A 16,213-nucleotide genomic window follows, 5' to 3' on the forward strand; every position below is an offset into this window, starting at 1 on the left:
TCGGCAGTCTCCAGCCGCTCGGTGTGCCGCCCGCCCGCTCACCGTGACCAGCCTTCGGGAACGACCACGACTGGGCACAGCGCGTGGTGCAGTACCGCGTGCCCCACCGAGCCGAGGTGGGGGCCGAAGCCCTTCTTCGGGCGACGGGCGCCCACCACCAGCAGGTCGGCGGTCATCGACGCGGCTGTCAGGACGGTTCCCGGTGCCCCCTCCACCGTCCGGTGGTGGATCTCCAACCGCGCGTGCGTCCTGAGCCGTTCGTTCAGCACCTCGTCAAAGAGCTTCTTCGCCCGCCGTTCATGAGCTGCCCGGCACTCGCACAGCAGCCCGTGCCGCTCGCGTCCTTCCACACTGGTGCACAGCCAAGCGTGCACGGCTTCGACTTGACCACCGCGGAACGCTGCCTCCTCGCAGGCGAACGCTGCCGCTCCAAAGCCGGACGGCCGCTTGCCGATTCCCAGACACACTCGGCGGTTGCTTCCCTCGATGTTCGCCCGGCGCCCCCGTACGACGACCACCGGGCAACGCGCACGGGCGGCCAGGTCCAGCCCCACCGAACCGAGCAGGAACGATGTCAACCGTCCGCGGCCGCGGTGCCCGACGACCACCATGCTCGCCTTCCGGCTCTCAGCACAAAGGGCCACCTTGGGGTCACGCGGAAGCAGGTGTGTCGTGACCCTCAGCCCCGGGGTGCGCCGGGAGGCATACTCGCTTGCGACGACGACAAGGCTCCCCGGGGGCTGTCCGATCGCGGGACGAGCAGGAGCGAACCCGGCGTGCCGCTGCGCCTCCCGCAAGGCATGCACGGTGCGCAACTGCACCCCGTACCGCACGGCCGCGTCGGCGGCCCAGCGGACGGCCTGCAGGCTCCATGCCGAACCGTCGACCCCCACCACCACGGGACGGTCTCTCTCCATGTCGTCCTTTCTCCGACCCGGACCCCACAGGGGTTCTCCGGCCGCACCCGACACCTTCTCGCATCCCGGCATCTGCGTGCAGGGCCACCCGGTCCTGCACGAGGGCCCTTTTCCCCGGACCGACCGCTGCCGGTCGGCGACGGCCGGGCCCGTTCGGCCCTGGTGCGGATGTCAGTACGCGCGAAAGCTGGAGTCACGGCCGGTTCCGGCGCCGAGGTTCGTACCGGAGCGCAGTGCACAGGGTGAAAAGAGTGAAGGGGCCCTCATGAAGGCGTACGTCTTTCACGCACCGGACCAGTCGTCCTGGGAGGACGTGAAGGAGCCCGTGATTCAGGACGCCGCCGATGTGATTGTCCGGGTCTCGGCCGCCACCATCTGCGGTACCGACCTCCACATCCTCAAAGGAGGCGTACCGGAAGTGCGGCCGGGAACGGTTCTCGGCCACGAGGCCGTCGGCGAGGTGGTCGAGGCCGGCAGCGAGGTACACGGCGTGCGGGCCGGGGACCGGGTGCTGGTGTCGTGCATTTCGGCGTGTGGCCGGTGCAGCTACTGCCGGGTGGGCACCTACGGCCAGTGCCGCGGAGGGGGCGGCTGGATCCTGGGGCACACCGTCCACGGCACCCAGGCCGAGTACGTGCGCGTGCCCTTCGCGGACCTCTCCGTTCATCTGCTGCCGAGCACCGTGCGCGACCAGGACGCCGTGCTGCTGGCTGACCTCTTCCCCACCGCATACGAGGTGGGAGTGCTGAACGGCGCCGTACGGCCGGGGGACACCGTGGTGGTGGTCGGCGCCGGGCCTGTCGGACTGGCCGCCGTTGCCACTGCCCGGCTGTTTTCACCAGCGCGCGTCGTCGCCGTGGATCTCTCCCCGGCACGGCTGGCAGCAGCCCACGCGTTCGGCGCAGACGCGGAAGTACTGGCGGACGAAGGACCCGAGCAACTCGTCAGCGACGTCACCGACGGCCTGGGATCGGATGTCGTCATCGAGGCGGCCGGCGTGCCCGAGAGCTTCGAGATGTGCGTGCGCATGGTGCGTCCGGGCGGTCATGTGGCCAACGTCGGCGTGCACGGCAAGTCGGCGACACTGCACCTGGAGGACCTGTGGAGGAGGAACATCACGCTGACGACGGGACTGGTCGACACCCGCACCACGCCCGCACTGCTGCGCATGCTCGACGAAGGGCGGCTGCCGACCGCGCCCATGGTCACGCACACCTTCTCCCTCGGACAGATGGCGGAGGCGTACGACACCTTCGCGCGGGCGGGTGAAACGGACGCACTGAAGGTCGTGCTGGTGCCCTCGTTGTCCTGACGAGGACGCGGTAAGGGAACAGCCGGGGAGGAGATTGGCACACATGCGAGCCCAACTCGGTGACGAACTGGTGGTGGAGAGCCTCATCACCGGACACCGGCGGCGGGACGGAGAGATCGTCGGACTGCATCATGCGGACGGTTCCCCTCCCTACGACGTGCGCTGGTCGGACACCGGCCAGGTAACACTCGTCTTCCCGGGCCCCGACGCCCGCATAGTGCCTCTGCAGCCGCCGGAGGAAAGGCCCGAATCCTCTCCTCCTGTTGCTCCTGGCGCGGATCCCGGTCCGTCACCTCCCGGGAGTGACTTCGGACGCCGCGTGGCGCACGAACGGCGGCGCCTGGGCCTGAGCCGGGCCGAACTGGCCGAGCGGGCGGGGATGGCCCACAACTACCTCGCCTACCTGGAACAGCATCCGGCCGACCCGTCCTCCGCCACCGTACTGAGCCTTGCTGCTGCCCTGGAGGCCACGCCCGATACGTTACGAGGCGCCGGTACGGAGCGGGCGCCGGGGGCGGGTCACGCGGCGCGGCATCCCCGGCTTCGCGAACTCGGGCGCGAGGAATGCCTGCGCCTGGTGTCTTCGCACGGAGTGGGGCGCCTGGCTCTGTCGACCGACGAAGGGCCCCAGGTATTGCCCGTGAACTATGCGCTGGTCGACGACGCCATTGTCTACCGCGCGGCGCCAGGTACCGTCACAGCGTCAGCGGCCGGGAAGCTGGCGGCGTTCCAGGTGGATCACATCGACGAGGCCATGAGCCGGGGCTGGAGCGTACTGATGGTCGGGCCCGCGCGGCTCGTTACGGGACAGGCCGGCGAGGAACTGGCCGCGCGGGCTCCCTCGTTGCCGTGGGCAGGCGGAGACCGTCCCCTCTGGGTGTCGATCAAACCGCTGCGCGTCAGCGGGCGGCGTATAGACGTCGAATGAGGTCAAGTGAGGCAGACACCCACCTGTTGCCTTCTCCGGATACGGATCTCCCCCATGGCCAGAGCCGGTTGCCGCGCGCATGAGGCCATCCGGCCCCACGTAACGTGCGCCTCCGCGCTGCACACTGGCCATAGGACGAAGTGAGAGTGCGAGCATCGAGGTCCTCTTCATGAACTGCTTCGACTGCACACAAGAGCGGAAGAGCGTCCCAGCGGTCGCGATCTGCTGTCATTGCGGCACGGGAGTCTGTGCCGAGCACATGGTTCTCACCACCGAGGAAGTGCATCACGACGTGGGCACCGGCCCTTCCTGGGGGAAGCGTTCCGCCCGCCGTGCGACCTGCCGTACCTGCGGCGGCGCCGAACATGAAGCCCCTGCCACCTAGACGACTCCGCCCCAGCGCGTCAGGCCGCTGAGCATCTGAAGGAGGGTCCGTGAAGGGAACACTCGCCCTGGGCCGGATAGCCGGCGTACGGGTCGGCGTCCACTGGAGTGTCCTGGTCATCCTGGCTCTGGTGACGCTCGCCCTCGCCCAAGGGCGCCTTCCCGGCAGCCACCCCGGCTACTCGGCCGCGGCCTACTGGGGCGTGGCCCTCGGAACCGCCATGGTCTTTCTCGCTTCGCTGCTGACACACGAAGTGGCCCACGCCGTCGTGGCGCGTCGCCATCACGTGAGGGTCGAAGACATCACCTTGTGGATGCTCGGCGGAGTGGCGCGTCTGCGCGACGAAGCCGCCTCCCCACGCGCCGAGTTGCGCATCGCCGGGGTGGGGCCGCTGACCAGTGCCGTACTGGGCGCCCTGTTCGTCGGCCTGTTCCTGTGGCTGGACCGCCTGCCCGCCCCACAGCTCCTCACCGAGGCCGTCGGCTGGCTCGCCGCCGTCAACATCCTGTTGGCGGTCTTCAACTCTCTCCCCGCTGCCCCGCTGGACGGTGGCCGGCTGCTGCGGGCGTTCCTGTGGTGGCGCAGCGGCGACCGGTTGAAGGCCGCTCTCGGCGCCACCGCAGCCGGACGCTTCGTCGGCTGGCTCCTGGTGCTGCTCGGATTCGCATCGGTTCTGCTCCGCGGTGACCTCTCGGGGCTCTGGCTGGCGCTCATCGGATGGTTCATGATCGTGACGGCGACCGCGGAAGGCCAGCAGGCACAGCTCCGCAGCACACTGTCCGGCGTCCCGGTGCGGCAGGTGATGACACCGCACCCCGCCACCGTCCCCGCCACGGCCACTGTCGAGGACTTCCTCGCGCACCTGCCAACCGGCTATTACCGTCATACGGCCTTTCCCGTCATGTCCTCGGCAGGCATGGACGGGACTCCGGTCGGCCTGGTCTCCGTCACACAGATCGACCACACTCCGGCGGTCCGCCGCGCCACCACCACGCTCGGGGACATCATGAGCCCGTTGGCCGATGTCGCCACCGCCCTTCCCGACACTCCGGTCGTGAAGCTCATACCGCTTCTGGAGAGCGGTGCGGGGCACCGCGCCCTGGTCGTTTCGCCCACGACCGGCAGCCTCGTCGGGATCGTGTCGCGTTCGGACATCAGCCGCGCCGTCGCCTGGCTGACGGCGGAAGCGGCACACCAGCCTTAGCGAGCGCGCCGGCTCGCGTTCCCAGGGAGGCCGAACCATGAGGCGCACGAAACTACTGTGGCGTTGGCGGAGCAATCCGCTCAAGCGGCCTTCCGATGTCCTTGAGGCGAGGATCATCCTCGTGGCCATCCTGCTCCTCCTGGCCGGCGGCCTCACTGCCGCGATCATGACGGGGCAGGCAGCCGGCGAGAACCTTCGCGAGCAGCGCCAGGGCCGCACCCCGACCGCCGCCGTACTGGTCGATGACGCACCCGCCCGGTCCTCCGGCACCGCGTACCGGACCGGTGACACCAAGGTGAGCGTCACGGTCCGCTGGCAGGACCGGAACGGCTCCTCCCATACGGGCTCGACGCGGGTCGAGCCGGGCCGTCCGGCCGGCACGAAGATCACTGTCTGGGTCGACGAGCGCGGCCGGCTCACCGCACGGCCTCCCGGCCCGGTCATGAGTGTCATCGAAGCGGCACTGGCGGGAACCGTGGCGGCGATCGGTTGGTGCAGCCTCGTATGGAGCGTCGTGTACGGAATTCACCTACGGCTGTACCACCACCGCGCCCAGCAGTGGGAACGCGAATGGGCCGAGGTCGGTCCGCGGTGGGGGCGCAGGCGAACGTGACGGCCGGTACACGGCGCGGCAACGGGCGTGAGGCCGTGGGTCGTGGCCGCGCTCGTGGGGTGATGTCCGATCCGGTCGACGACGGCGCTCCCTGTCCCGGCCCGCCTTGCCGCACGTCACCGGATGACGAGTACCTCCCGCACCGGGCGGCGAGGCGTGGCGGTTCCCTGAGGGCCGTAGCCGAGGCGCAGGACCATCTGTACGAACCCGGTCGCCGACCGGGGATCGCGGGCCAGCCACCGCAGGTCGGGCCACTCCAGAGCATGGGAGGTGAGGGAGGTGGCCAGGTCGTGCGCAGTGGCGAGCAGAAGGACGCGTTCCAGGGCCTGTCCTGCGCGGAGCCAGTCCTCGGGGCCGTCCTGTGCGGTACTGAGCAGGGCGAGATGGGGCGTGTTTTCGAACGTCACTGTGGCACGGCCGGCGACCGGTCGGCGGCCGGCGAAGTCACGTACCGGGGCGGCGCCGTACCACTTGCGCGGCCCGAAGGCGTATTCCGGGACGCCATCCGAGGCGGTGTCGGCCTCGGCAACTCCGATGCGGGTCCAGCGATGCAGATCCTCGGCGTTTCGGGGGTCCAAGGTGTCACGTCCCTCGGCGTCACTCACGAGTTCCAGCAGTGACTGCGCGTGCCAGGGGGTGGGAAAGTCCAGCCGCGCGTCCTCCAGCCGGGCAGCCTCGCTCAGAGCTGCTCGCACCGCCTCGGGGAGGCCCTTGTCCGCGAACGGATAACGACTCGTGTGCCGCCTGCGAAGTGCGGGGTACAGAGCGACGACGGCCGTGTCGGTGGGTGCGCGCTCGGTCAGGCGTACCTCGGCCAGCAGCCGCGGCTCCGCTGCATCGGGCAGCAGATGCACATGCGGTTCCAGGCCGGCGTGCTCGGCGGCGACCCGCAGGTTGAACAGCGCTGCCCCGCAGCCGAGATGCAGCCCCCGGTGCACGGAGTCGCTGCCGGGCATGGACCGTTCGAGATCTGCGAACAGCTGCATGGTGTGGCGTTCGGTGAGGTATCGGAAACGCCACGGTTGAGCGTTGTGCATGGACGGAGCGGCGGTCGCATCACGGACGAGAGCCGTCACGGTCTTCTTGTCCAGCGGTAACACGGGCATCGTACGTCTCCCCTCAGGGACGACGGGCCCGGCACGCGCGAACCCGCTCGCTCTGGAGCCAGGATAGTCGGGTACTTGTCCCCTCCGCCGAGGCCGTTCGGCCCGATGTACCACGCTGCCAGGGGCGCCATCGTGGAGACCGGAGCGGTGGTGCCGGCCGGTGCTCACGGCCCGGGTCACCGTACGCGGGAGAGGGAGGACGACACCATGTCCGCAACCGCCGACGGCAGGCAGCTGGCCGTCAAGGAGTGGAAGCTGCGCCTGTACCTCTACGAGAATGGCCCGAAGACCACCGCCTGGCTCGTGCTGGACACCGGCGACAACGTCCTCGAAACGCGAGGTCATGCGCACCGGAACCCGCACGATGTTCCGGTGCCCGAGATAGGCGACGAACTGGCGGTGGGGCGTGCGCTGGCGGCCATGGGCCGCTTGCTGATCCATGATGCGGCGATGGACATCGAGGGGGTGGGAGCCGGGCACCTGCCCCGGGAGGAATGACCGCGGGCAGCCGCCGGTCTCAGCTCGGCGCCCCGGCGCCTCGCACGACCACCACCGGGCAGCGCGCGTGGCACAGAAGTGCCCTGCCGACCGACCCGAGCAGCAGCCCGCTGAGCCCGCCGAGGCCCCGGGCGCCGACCACTACCAGTTGCGCCTCACTGCTCGCTTCGATCAGAGCGTGGCGCGTGTGTGTCTCCATCACGCGCCGTTCCACCACGACGTCCGGGTACGTCTCCGTCCACCCGGCCAATGCCTCGGTCAGCAGTCGTTCCTCCTCATCACGGAGCCGGTCGACGTCGTACGTCACGCCGGGTGGATCCGCGGGCCCGTCGTAGACGCGTGACGTCCACGTGTTCCAGGTATGAACGGCTACGAGCGGTACCTCTCGCAGTGACGCTTCGGCGAAGGCGAATCGCACGGCGGCAGCGCTGCCCGGAGACCCGTCCACGCCCAGCAGGACACCGCCCATGCGCTCCCGCCTGCCCCGGACGACCATGACCGGACACCTGCTGTGGGAAGCCAGATGCATCCCCACCGAACCCAGCAGCGGCCCGGCGAGGCCACCGAGACCCCGGTGGCCGACCACCACCAGCGCCGCGGTGCCCGACTCGTGTTCCAGCACCGTCAAGGGATCACCGGTGACGACCGCGGACCCGACCTGCACCTCCGGCGCCACCGTTCGCGCGTGCGCCATCGCATCTGTCAGCATGCGGTCGACCACGTCGCGCAACCCGCCCTCGGGCAGCCCCAGCCGTTCCGGAGCACGCGGCACATGAGCAGCCGGCCACTGATACGCGTGCACCACGCGCAGGCACCGGCCGTGCAACCGGGCCTCGTACGCCGCGGCCGCCACCGCGCGCAGACTCGGCGATGAACCGTCCACGCCCGCCACGATCTGCCTGCTCACCGCATTCTCACCCTCCGCGTACGGCTGGTACCGCACCGAGCACGAACCGACAGCACAGTGGCGGAAAGCAGGCGCCACAGGGCTGACTGCACGCCGGACCACGAGCCGCCCGCCTGCCGGTCGCACCCCGCGTCCTCGCACTCTTGCGCGAGCGGACCGCAGCGTCAAAGGGCCGAACGGGCACCTGCACCACAGCGGTCGTCCGGTCCGTCACCTCCCCTGACCGGACGGTCACGGTCGGCGGGCACGGCCGGTGGGCTGTCCGGTCCTCGACGGGGGCTCTTCGGCCCATGTCGGCGGGCCGGTCTGCGTACGACGCTGAGCGTGACGGCCGGAGCACGTGCGGGAGGTCTCGGTGAACGACGTACGGCGGGATGCCTGGGTACTGCGCGACGACGGGCTGCCTGCCCTGGTCAGGGAACTTGGGCGGGACGGCCGGCAGGTTATCGGGCCGACGGTCCGGGACGGTGCGATCGTGCTTGCCGAGATCGATGACGCGGCACAGTTGCCCCATGGCTGGGGTGTCGAGCTGGAGGCCGGACGGTACCGGCTGGTGCGCCGCGAGGACGCGATGGTGTTCGCGCACAGCGCGGGGCCGCAGTCCTGGAAGGCGTATCTGCATCCGCAGCGGGTGCGTCGCTGGACCGCCGACCGGAGCCCGGGCGGTGAGTGGACCGTACGGGGAGAGGACGATCAGGAGTCCGACGCCGTTCCTGCCTACGCCTTTCTCGGGGTACGCCCCTGCGATCTGCGGGCGATCGCCGTTCAGGGGCGGGTGCTCGGGGGCGGGCCGGGCGCCGACACCGCCTACCGGCGCCGCCTGGAACGGGCGTTCGTCATCGCCGTGGAGTGCACCGAGCCGGGAGCCACCTGCTTCTGCACGTCCATGGGCAGCGGTCCCGCGGTGGATGCGAAGGACCGCGGCTACGACCTCGCGATGACCGAGCTGCTGGACGAGGGCGGGCACCGTTTCCTCGTACGGGCAGGCAGCGGCACAGGGGCGGAGATCCTGACCCGGCTGCCTGTGGAGCCCGCGGCCCCGGTGATGGAGTCTGCCGCGCGACGTGTGGTGGCGGACGCGGCGGAGCGTATGGGCCGGTCCATGCCGCCGGTCGATCTGCATGCGCTGATGGCCGGTTCGCTGGCGGCCGAGCGCTGGGACGACGTGGCAAGCCGGTGCCTGACCTGCGGTAACTGCACCATGGTGTGTCCCACGTGCTTCTGCACCACCACTGAGGACGTCACGGATCTGACGGGCGATCACGCCGAGCGGTGGCAGCGCTGGGACTCCTGTTTCGACCTGGACTTCAGCCGGTTGCACGGTGGGCCGGTCCGGGCGAGCGGGCGCAGCCGATATCGGCAATGGCTCACGCACAAGCTCGGCACGTGGCACGACCAGTTCGGTGAGTCGGGATGTGTGGGCTGCGGGCGTTGCATCGTGTGGTGCCCGGTCGGCATCGACATCACCGAGGAGGCCACGGCGCTGGCCGAGGAGGCCGGACAGCCGAAGACCACGGGCAGCGCGGAGGCGGCCGCGCCTGACAGGCGCGCGCGGCAGGAAGGCGGCGGGCAGCGATGAAACCCATGACAGGGCGGTTCGCGGCGCTCTCGGCGGAGCAAGGCCGGAAGTTGATGGCGTTGGGGCGCGAAGTGTCCTTCCCTGCGGGTACGCGGATCTTCGAGGAGGGCCGGCCGGCCGAGCGGTTCTGGATCCTGCGCAGCGGCGCGGTCCAGCTCGACCTGCATGTACCGGGCCGACGGCCGGCGGTCATCGAGACCTTGGGGCAGGGGGACCTGCTCGGCTGGGCGTGGCTCTTTCCGCCCCGCAGCTGGCATCTTGGTGCGGTGGCACTCAGTCTCGTACGGGCCTGGGAGTTCGACGCGGAGGCGGTACGCGGGCTGTGTCATGAGGACCCGGTACTGGGACGTGATCTGGCGCTGGCCTGTGCCGAGGTGATCGGGCACCGGCTGCAGTGTGCGCGTACGCGTCTGATGGATCTGTACGGGCCCTGCGGGAGCGGTGTGTGATGCCCCTCGCCCCGCAAGCGGACACCGCTCGCCTCGCCGGTGCACCGGCCGTTCCGGTGCCGTACCGGGTCGTCCGGCGCTGCCCGGAGACCTCGGACACCGCGACGCTCAAGCTGGCGCCGGTCGGAAAGCCGCTGCCTCCTTTCGTGCCGGGGCAGTTCGCCATGCTCTGCGCCTTCGGCATCGGGGAGATACCGGTGTCCGTTGCGGGGCTGCCGGTGGGTGAAGATGCGCTCGTCCACACGGTACGCACGGTCGGTGCTGTTTCCGATGCCCTGTACTCGTCGGCGCCCGGGGACACGGTGGGCGTGCGCGGTCCCTTCGGCACCGGCTGGGACCTCACCATGGCTGCGGGGAGGGACGTGCTGGTCATCGCGGGAGGCATCGGCCTCGCCCCTCTCAGGCCCGTCATCCTCGACGTATTGGGTGCGCGGCAGCACTTCGGCCGGTTGAGTGTCCTGATCGGGGCCCGGACTCCCGCAGACCTGCTGTATGAGCTGCAAACGAAAGTGTGGAGCGCGGCGGCGGACGTGGCGGTCACGGTGGACCGTCCGGTGCCGGGCTGGCGGGGCTCGGTGGGTGTGGTCACCCGGCTGCTGGACCGGGCCGTCTTCCGGCCGGGCGAGACGGTCGCATACGTCTGCGGGCCCGAGCCGATGATCCGGGCGACGGCTCGCCAGCTGGTCGCGCGAGGCGTTGCGGCGCAGCGCATCCGTGTCTCGCTCGAACGCAACATGCGCTGCGGGTCGGCCGAGTGCGGGCACTGCCAGCTCGGCCCCGTGCTGCTGTGCCGGGACGGTCCGGTCATCGGCTGGCACCGCGCCGAGCCACTGCTGACCGTTCCGGAACTGTGAGGTGAGCACCGTGCCCGCAGCAGCAGATGCGACCCGCCCCACCCTCGCCGTCTTCAAGCTGGCCTCCTGCGACGGCTGTCAGCTCACCCTGCTGGACTGCGAGGACGAGCTACTGGAACTGGCCGGACGCATCGAGATCCGGCACTTCCTGGAGGCGTCCAGCGCCGTGGCCTCCGGGCCGTACGACCTGGCACTCGTGGAGGGCTCGGTCACGACGGCCGAGGACGAGCGGCGCGTTCACGAGATCAGGGCTGCGGCGCATCATCTGGTGACCATCGGCGCCTGCGCGACCGCCGGTGGCATCCAGGCCCTGCGGAACTTCGCGGACGTCGCCGAATACCGGGCGACCGTGTATGCCCGCCCCGAATACATCGCCACACTCGCCACCTCCACTCCCGTGTCCGCGCACGTACCCGTCGACTTCGAGCTACGGGGCTGTCCCATCGACCGGGGTCAGCTGATGGAGGTCATCACCGCGTTCCTGCTGGGCCGGAAGCCGGACGTCCCTGACCACAGCGTCTGCTTCGCCTGCAAGCGCCGTGGGACCGTGTGCGTCACCGTGGCCCACGGCACGCCCTGCCTGGGCCCTGTCACTCACGCCGGCTGCGGGGCGATCTGCCCCGCATACGGCCGTGGATGCTACGGCTGTTTCGGCCCCTCGGCCGCCCCGAACCTGCCCGCGCTGATTCCGTTGCTGCGGCGGGACGGCTTGGACGAGCCGACCATCCATCGGGCGCTGCGCACATACAACGCCACCGCCTTCGCCGAGCTTGAGGTCCGATCGGAAGAGGAGCAGTCGTCATGACGCACCGGGGCTCTCGGGTGCTGCGGGTCGGGGCGCTCAGCCGGGTGGAGGGTGAGGGTGCGCTGCATCTGCGGCTGCATGACGGCCGGGTGACCCGGACGGAGTTGCAGATCTACGAACCGCCGCGATTCTTCGAGGCCTTCCTGCGCGGTCGCGCGTACAGCGAACCGCCCGACATCACGTCGCGGGTCTGCGGCATCTGCCCGGTGGCCTACCAACTCAGTGCTTGTCGTGCCATCGAAGACGCCTGCGGTGTGGTGGTGACCGGGCAGTTGGCCGCGCTGCGGCGGCTACTGTACTGCGGCGAGTGGATCGAGAGCCAGATCCTGCACATCCACCTCCTCCACGCACCGGACTTCCTGGGGTACGCGAGCGCCGTCGACATGGCGCGCACCCTACGCACCGACGTGGAGCGTGGCCTGCGTATCAAGCAGGCGGGCAACGCGATACTCGAACTGCTCGGCGGGCGCGCCATCCACCCGGTCAACGTGCGGCTCGGCGGCTTCCACCGCGTCCCGACGCGCGGCGAACTGCGCCCGTTGCGCGAGCAGCTCGCCCGGGCCCGGGACGACGCCTGGGAGACGGTCCGCTGGGTGGCCGGCTTCGACTTCCCCGACGCGGCCGCCGACCACGCGTTGCTCGCTCTGATCGAACCGGGACGCTACGCCATCGAATCCGGTGTTCCGGCGGTCATGGCCGCACCGCACACGCACGGCCTGTCCGGGGACACCGACCGGCCGCTCCCCCTCCGGCAGTTTCCGGTGCACGCCTTCACCGAGGAGGTCACCGAGCAGCAGGTGCCGTACTCCACCGCCTTGCAGGCGACGCTCGACGGCGAGCGCTACCTCACCGGATCGCTCGCCCGCTACGCCCTCAGCGGGCGGTGGCTCTCCCCCGTCGCCCGACAGGCAGCGCGCGAGGCCGGGCTCGGCGACCCTCTGCGCGGCACGGTGTGCCGGAACCCGTTCCGCAGCATCGTCGTGCGGGCGGTGGAGGCCCTGTACGCGATCGACGAGGCGCTGCGCATCATCGATGCGTACCGGCCACCGCCGCGCCCGCACATGGAGGTGTCCCCCCGTGCTGACACCGGCCATGGCGCGACCGAGGCCCCGCGCGGCCTGCTCTACCACCGTTACGCCCTGGATGCGGACGGCACCGTGACCGACGCCCTTCTGATCCCGCCCACCGCGCAGAACCAGGGGGCCATCGAGGAGGACCTGCGGCGCCTCGTCCAGCACCGGCTCGACCACGAGGACGGTCCGGTGGCCGACGCCGAACTCACCGCCCTGTGCGAGCGGGGCATTCGCAACCACGACCCGTGCATCTCCTGCTCGGCCCACTTCCTCGACCTGACCGTCGACCGTTCCTGAGGAGTACGTCATGCCCGGCACCCCTCCCGTACCGCAGTCTCCGCACACCGTCGACGACGTGATGACCCGCACCGTCATTGCGGTGGGCCGTGACGCGCCGTTCAAGGAGATCGTCAAGACGATGGAGCAGTGGAAGATCAGTGCGATGCCCGTCCTGGAGGGCGAGAGCCGGGTCATCGGCGTGGTCTCCGAAGCCGACCTGCTGCCCAAGGAGCAGTTCCGCGACCACACCCCCTCCCGGATCGAACAGGCCCGGGAGCTGGAGGCCCTGGTCAAGTCCGGCGGTATGACGGCCGGTGAGCTCATGACCGCACCGGCCATCACCGTGCACCCCGACGCAACGATCGCGCAGGCCGCCCGCACCATGGCCGTCTACAAGGTCAAGCGGCTGCCGGTCATCGACTCCGAAGGGCGTCTGGAAGGCGTGGTCAGCCGCAGCGACCTGCTGAAGGTCTTCCTCCGGGAGGACGCGGACATCGCCGAGGAGGTCCACCGGGAGATCATCGGCCCGCTGTTCCTCACCCACGGCCAAGAGGTCACCGTCGACGTGCGCGAGGGCGTAGTCACCGTCCGCGGTGAGATCAGGGACTGCTCCCTGGTACCCGTAGCAGCCCGGCTCATCCGCAGCATCGAAGGCGTGGTCGACGCCGACATGCAGCTGACCGGTACCCGCCACCACTCACCGTCCTGACACCCGCGGCCCGGTGGGAGGCAGTCGGTGAAGTACCTCGACGAATACCGCGACCCCGGCCTCGCCCGCCGGCTGCTGGACGAGCTGTCGGCGGTCGCCACCCGGCCTTGGCGGATCATGGAAGTGTGCGGCGGTCAGACCCACACACTCGTCCGCCAAGGCATCGACGAACTGCTGCCGGCCGGGATTCACATGATTCACGGGCCCGGCTGCCCGGTCTGCGTAACGCCGCTGGAGACCCTGGACCGGGCGATGGCCATCGCCGCCCGGCCAGGTGTCACGTTCACCAGCTTCGGTGACATGCTGCGCGTGCCCGGCAGCCGCACCGACCTGCTGTCCTTGCGCGCACGGGGTGCGGACGTCCGCGTCGTCTACTCCCCCATGGAAGCGGTACGCCTGGCCTCCGCGCATCCGGACCGTGAGGTGGTCTTCCTCGCCGTCGGCTTCGAGACCACCGCACCGGCCAACGCCATGGCCGTACTCCAGGCGGCACGGCTCGGGCTGCGCAACTTCTCCGTCCTGGTCAGCCACGTGCTGGTGCCACCGGCGATGACCACGCTGCTGGAGGATCCCGACTGTGAAGTGCAGGCGTTCCTCGCCGCCGGACACGTCTGCGCGGTGATGGGATGGCGGGAGTACGAGCCGATCTGCGTCCGCTACCGCGTACCGATCATCGTCACCGGATTCGAGCCGCTGGATCTGCTGGAGGGCATCCTCACGGCGGTCCGGCAGCTCGAATCCGGGCTGGCGGAGGTGGAGAACCAGTACGCGCGGGCCGTACGCCGCCAGGGAAACCCGGACGCACGCTCGGTCATCAGCCAGGTCTTCCGCATCACCGACCGCAACTGGCGCGGCATCGGGCCACTGCCCCGCAGCGGCCTGGAACTCACCGAGGAGTACGCGGAGTTCGACGCGGCCCGCCGCTTCGACGTGGGCCGCCTGCACGCCACCGAACATCCCGACTGCATCGCCGGCGCCGTCCTCACCGGTGCCCGGCTGCCCACGGACTGCGCGGCGTACGGAACGCGCTGCACCCCGCGCACGCCGCTCGGGGCCCCCATGGTCTCCGCCGAGGGCACCTGCGCCGCTTTCCACGCCGCCGGACGAGCACCTACTCCGAGGAGCGCGTCATGAACCTCGACTGCCCTGCGCCGCGCCATGAGGACGATCGGGTGCTGCTCGGCCACGGTGCCGGTGGACGCCTCAGCGCCGAGCTGCTCGGCTCCGTCGTACTGCCCGCGCTCGGCGCGCCGGACGGCCCGCTGGAGGACGCCGCTCTCCTCCCCGGCCACCCCGAACTCGTCGTCAGCACCGACAGCTTCGTGGTCAGCCCGTTGTTCTTCCCCGGCGGTGACATCGGCTCCCTGGCCGTCCACGGGACCGTGAACGACCTGGCCATGCGGGGCGGCATGCCGGTGTCCCTGACCCTGTCCCTGGTCCTGGAGGAGGGGCTTCCCCTCAGCGATCTCCGCACGGTGCTGGAGTCCGTCGGCAAGGCGGCGAGCGGCGCGGACGTACCCGTCGTCACCGGAGACACCAAGGTCGTCGAGCGGGGCGCCGTGGACCGGATGTTTCTCACCACTACGGGAATCGGCCGCCGTCTCCCCTTCATGCGCCCCACCGCCGCCGGCGCCCGGCCCGGCGACGCGATCCTGCTCTCCGGCCCCATCGGCCTGCACGGCACCGCCGTGCTCTCCACCCGAGAGGGCCTGGGCTTCGAGACAGACATCGCCTCCGACTCCCGTCCGCTGCACCGCCTGGTACGAGCCCTCGCCCCGCTCGCCGGACACGTGCACGCACTGCGCGACCCCACTCGCGGAGGACTGGCCGCCGCACTCAACGAGATCGCGCGCGACTCCCGGGTCGGAACAGAGATCGACGAGGCCCGCCTGCCGGTACCCGCGCCGGTCGCGGCCGCCTGCGACCTGCTCGGGCTCGATCCCCTGCAAGTGGCCAATGAAGGCTGCTTCGTGGCGTACGTCGCTGCGTGCGCGGCAGACCCGGCACTGGCCGCACTGCGAGCACTGCCCGAAGGCCGCGAGGCCACCCGGATCGGTGCGGTCGTCCCGGACCATCCCGGCCGTGTCGTGCTGCGCACGCTGGTCGGCGCTCGCCGCGTCATCGACATGCCGCTGGGGGAACAGCTGCCCCGCATCTGCTGACGGTCGCGATCCGGCAGGGCCGACCGGCAGCGGGCAGGGCTGACCGGCCCATGGCTCCCCTTCCCCCGTCGGCGCACGCTTGGGTCGACTCCCCAGGAGGTGAGTGACGTGATGTACGGATACGGCACCGGCATGACCGGATGGGGATTCATCGCGATGGCAATCGCGCAGCTGATCTTCTGGAGCCTGCTGCTCGTCGGGATGGCGTTTCTCGTCCGCTCCCTCGTTCGCAGCCACCGTGACCCGGGCATACCGCCGGCCCATCAGACACCGCAACAGGTCCTGGCAGAGCGTCTCGCACGGGGCGAGATCGACGAGGAGGAGTACCAGCGCCGCCTCAGGGCTCTGCGGGGCAGCTGACCCGGCGCATGCGGGTCCCCGGACGGACACCGAGCCGCTGGTCGATGCGGCCAGACCACGTCTTGCTGAGGAG

The 16,213-nt window shown here is 70.4% G+C and carries 18 protein-coding genes; 15 read left to right on the forward strand and 3 right to left on the reverse strand.

Annotated elements, in window-relative coordinates; all coding sequences use genetic code 11:
• Positions 1-38: 38 nt before the first annotated feature.
• On the reverse strand, positions 39-917 hold the full coding sequence (locus tag ACIGQF_RS06950) for a universal stress protein (RefSeq protein WP_399706505.1): 879 nt from the start codon (positions 915-917) through the stop codon (positions 39-41).
• A gap of 265 nt (positions 918-1,182) precedes the next feature.
• On the opposite strand from ACIGQF_RS06950, the gene ACIGQF_RS06955 reads away from it, so the two are divergent.
• The 5 genes from ACIGQF_RS06955 (at position 1,183) to ACIGQF_RS06975 (ending at position 5,359) form a co-directional block, all read left to right on the forward strand.
• A complete protein-coding gene (locus tag ACIGQF_RS06955) occupies positions 1,183-2,229 on the forward strand; it encodes an alcohol dehydrogenase catalytic domain-containing protein (RefSeq protein WP_399706508.1) in 1,047 nt (348 codons plus the stop codon).
• Between the two features lie 43 nt (positions 2,230-2,272).
• Positions 2,273-3,157, forward strand: coding sequence for a DUF1918 domain-containing protein (locus ACIGQF_RS06960; RefSeq protein ID WP_399706512.1), 885 nt, complete (start codon positions 2,273-2,275; stop codon positions 3,155-3,157).
• 169 nt (positions 3,158-3,326) lie between these two features.
• Positions 3,327-3,542, forward strand: coding sequence for a DUF2180 family protein (locus ACIGQF_RS06965; RefSeq protein ID WP_399706515.1), 216 nt, complete (start codon positions 3,327-3,329; stop codon positions 3,540-3,542).
• A gap of 49 nt (positions 3,543-3,591) precedes the next feature.
• Entirely contained in the window at positions 3,592-4,746 is a 1,155-nt protein-coding gene (locus tag ACIGQF_RS06970; protein ID WP_399706518.1) for a site-2 protease family protein, read from the forward strand.
• 121 nt (positions 4,747-4,867) lie between these two features.
• Positions 4,868-5,359: a hypothetical protein gene (locus ACIGQF_RS06975; RefSeq protein WP_399706521.1), complete on the forward strand. Its 492-nt coding sequence runs from the start codon at positions 4,868-4,870 to the stop codon at positions 5,357-5,359.
• A 116-nt stretch (positions 5,360-5,475) separates the two neighbouring features.
• Here the strand turns inward: ACIGQF_RS06975 and ACIGQF_RS06980 are convergent, their stop codons facing one another.
• Positions 5,476-6,465 carry an Acg family FMN-binding oxidoreductase gene (locus ACIGQF_RS06980; RefSeq protein WP_399706524.1) on the reverse strand — a complete coding sequence of 330 codons (990 nt, stop codon included), beginning with the start codon at positions 6,463-6,465 and terminating at the stop codon, positions 5,476-5,478.
• A 207-nt stretch (positions 6,466-6,672) separates the two neighbouring features.
• Here ACIGQF_RS06980 and ACIGQF_RS06985 point away from each other — a divergent pair, with 207 nt between their 5' ends.
• A complete protein-coding gene (locus tag ACIGQF_RS06985) occupies positions 6,673-6,963 on the forward strand; it encodes a dsRBD fold-containing protein (RefSeq protein WP_399706526.1) in 291 nt (96 codons plus the stop codon).
• A gap of 19 nt (positions 6,964-6,982) precedes the next feature.
• On the opposite strand, the gene ACIGQF_RS06990 is transcribed toward ACIGQF_RS06985, so the two are convergent.
• Positions 6,983-7,870, reverse strand: coding sequence for a universal stress protein (locus ACIGQF_RS06990; RefSeq protein ID WP_399706529.1), 888 nt, complete (start codon positions 7,868-7,870; stop codon positions 6,983-6,985).
• Between the two features lie 355 nt (positions 7,871-8,225).
• Here ACIGQF_RS06990 and ACIGQF_RS06995 point away from each other — a divergent pair, with 355 nt between their 5' ends.
• The 9 genes from ACIGQF_RS06995 (at position 8,226) to ACIGQF_RS07035 (ending at position 16,140) form a co-directional block, all read left to right on the forward strand.
• Entirely contained in the window at positions 8,226-9,449 is a 1,224-nt protein-coding gene (locus ACIGQF_RS06995; RefSeq protein ID WP_399706532.1) for a 4Fe-4S dicluster domain-containing protein, read from the forward strand.
• 5 nt (positions 9,450-9,454) lie between these two features.
• Positions 9,455-9,898 carry a cyclic nucleotide-binding domain-containing protein gene (locus ACIGQF_RS07000; RefSeq protein WP_399707607.1) on the forward strand — a complete coding sequence of 148 codons (444 nt, stop codon included), beginning with the start codon at positions 9,455-9,457 and terminating at the stop codon, positions 9,896-9,898.
• Entirely contained in the window at positions 9,898-10,752 is an 855-nt protein-coding gene (locus ACIGQF_RS07005) for an FAD/NAD(P)-binding protein (protein WP_399706534.1), read from the forward strand. The genes ACIGQF_RS07000 and ACIGQF_RS07005 overlap by 1 nt, the downstream gene beginning before the upstream one ends.
• 10 nt (positions 10,753-10,762) lie before the next feature.
• Positions 10,763-11,557: an oxidoreductase gene (locus ACIGQF_RS07010; protein ID WP_399706537.1), complete on the forward strand. Its 795-nt coding sequence runs from the start codon at positions 10,763-10,765 to the stop codon at positions 11,555-11,557.
• A complete protein-coding gene (locus tag ACIGQF_RS07015; RefSeq protein ID WP_399706539.1) occupies positions 11,554-12,927 on the forward strand; it encodes a Ni/Fe hydrogenase subunit alpha in 1,374 nt (457 codons plus the stop codon). Before ACIGQF_RS07010 ends, ACIGQF_RS07015 begins: the two co-directional genes overlap by 4 nt.
• A gap of 10 nt (positions 12,928-12,937) precedes the next feature.
• Positions 12,938-13,618: a CBS domain-containing protein gene (locus ACIGQF_RS07020; protein WP_399706541.1), complete on the forward strand. Its 681-nt coding sequence runs from the start codon at positions 12,938-12,940 to the stop codon at positions 13,616-13,618.
• Between the two features lie 27 nt (positions 13,619-13,645).
• Positions 13,646-14,752 (forward strand): hydrogenase formation protein HypD, encoded by a 1,107-nt coding sequence (gene hypD / locus ACIGQF_RS07025; RefSeq protein ID WP_399706544.1) that lies wholly within the window; start codon positions 13,646-13,648, stop codon positions 14,750-14,752.
• Positions 14,749-15,780: a hydrogenase expression/formation protein HypE gene (gene hypE, locus ACIGQF_RS07030; RefSeq protein WP_399706547.1), complete on the forward strand. Its 1,032-nt coding sequence runs from the start codon at positions 14,749-14,751 to the stop codon at positions 15,778-15,780. Before hypD ends, hypE begins: the two co-directional genes overlap by 4 nt.
• Positions 15,781-15,879: 99 nt before the next feature.
• Positions 15,880-16,140 carry an SHOCT domain-containing protein gene (locus tag ACIGQF_RS07035; protein WP_399706550.1) on the forward strand — a complete coding sequence of 87 codons (261 nt, stop codon included), beginning with the start codon at positions 15,880-15,882 and terminating at the stop codon, positions 16,138-16,140.
• Positions 16,141-16,213: the final 73 nt, after the last annotated feature.

The sequence above is a fragment of the Streptomyces sp. NPDC053560 genome (assembly GCF_044544605.1).
Taxonomy (GTDB): domain Bacteria; phylum Actinomycetota; class Actinomycetes; order Streptomycetales; family Streptomycetaceae; genus Streptomyces.

Coding starts and splice junctions, on each gene's coding strand:
- ACIGQF_RS07005 (WP_399706534.1), top strand. CDS start 9,898: ATGCCCCTCGCCCCGCAAGCGGACACCGCTCGCCTCGCCGGTGCACCG.
- ACIGQF_RS06955 (WP_399706508.1), top strand. CDS start 1,183: ATGAAGGCGTACGTCTTTCACGCACCGGACCAGTCGTCCTGGGAGGAC.
- ACIGQF_RS06985 (WP_399706526.1), top strand. CDS start 6,673: ATGTCCGCAACCGCCGACGGCAGGCAGCTGGCCGTCAAGGAGTGGAAG.
- ACIGQF_RS06960 (WP_399706512.1), top strand. CDS start 2,273: ATGCGAGCCCAACTCGGTGACGAACTGGTGGTGGAGAGCCTCATCACC.
- ACIGQF_RS07000 (WP_399707607.1), top strand. CDS start 9,455: ATGACAGGGCGGTTCGCGGCGCTCTCGGCGGAGCAAGGCCGGAAGTTG.
- ACIGQF_RS07015 (WP_399706539.1), top strand. CDS start 11,554: ATGACGCACCGGGGCTCTCGGGTGCTGCGGGTCGGGGCGCTCAGCCGG.
- ACIGQF_RS07020 (WP_399706541.1), top strand. CDS start 12,938: ATGCCCGGCACCCCTCCCGTACCGCAGTCTCCGCACACCGTCGACGAC.
- ACIGQF_RS06980 (WP_399706524.1), bottom strand. CDS start 6,465: ATGCCCGTGTTACCGCTGGACAAGAAGACCGTGACGGCTCTCGTCCGT.
- ACIGQF_RS06950 (WP_399706505.1), bottom strand. CDS start 917: ATGGAGAGAGACCGTCCCGTGGTGGTGGGGGTCGACGGTTCGGCATGG.
- hypE (WP_399706547.1), top strand. CDS start 14,749: ATGAACCTCGACTGCCCTGCGCCGCGCCATGAGGACGATCGGGTGCTG.
- ACIGQF_RS06965 (WP_399706515.1), top strand. CDS start 3,327: ATGAACTGCTTCGACTGCACACAAGAGCGGAAGAGCGTCCCAGCGGTC.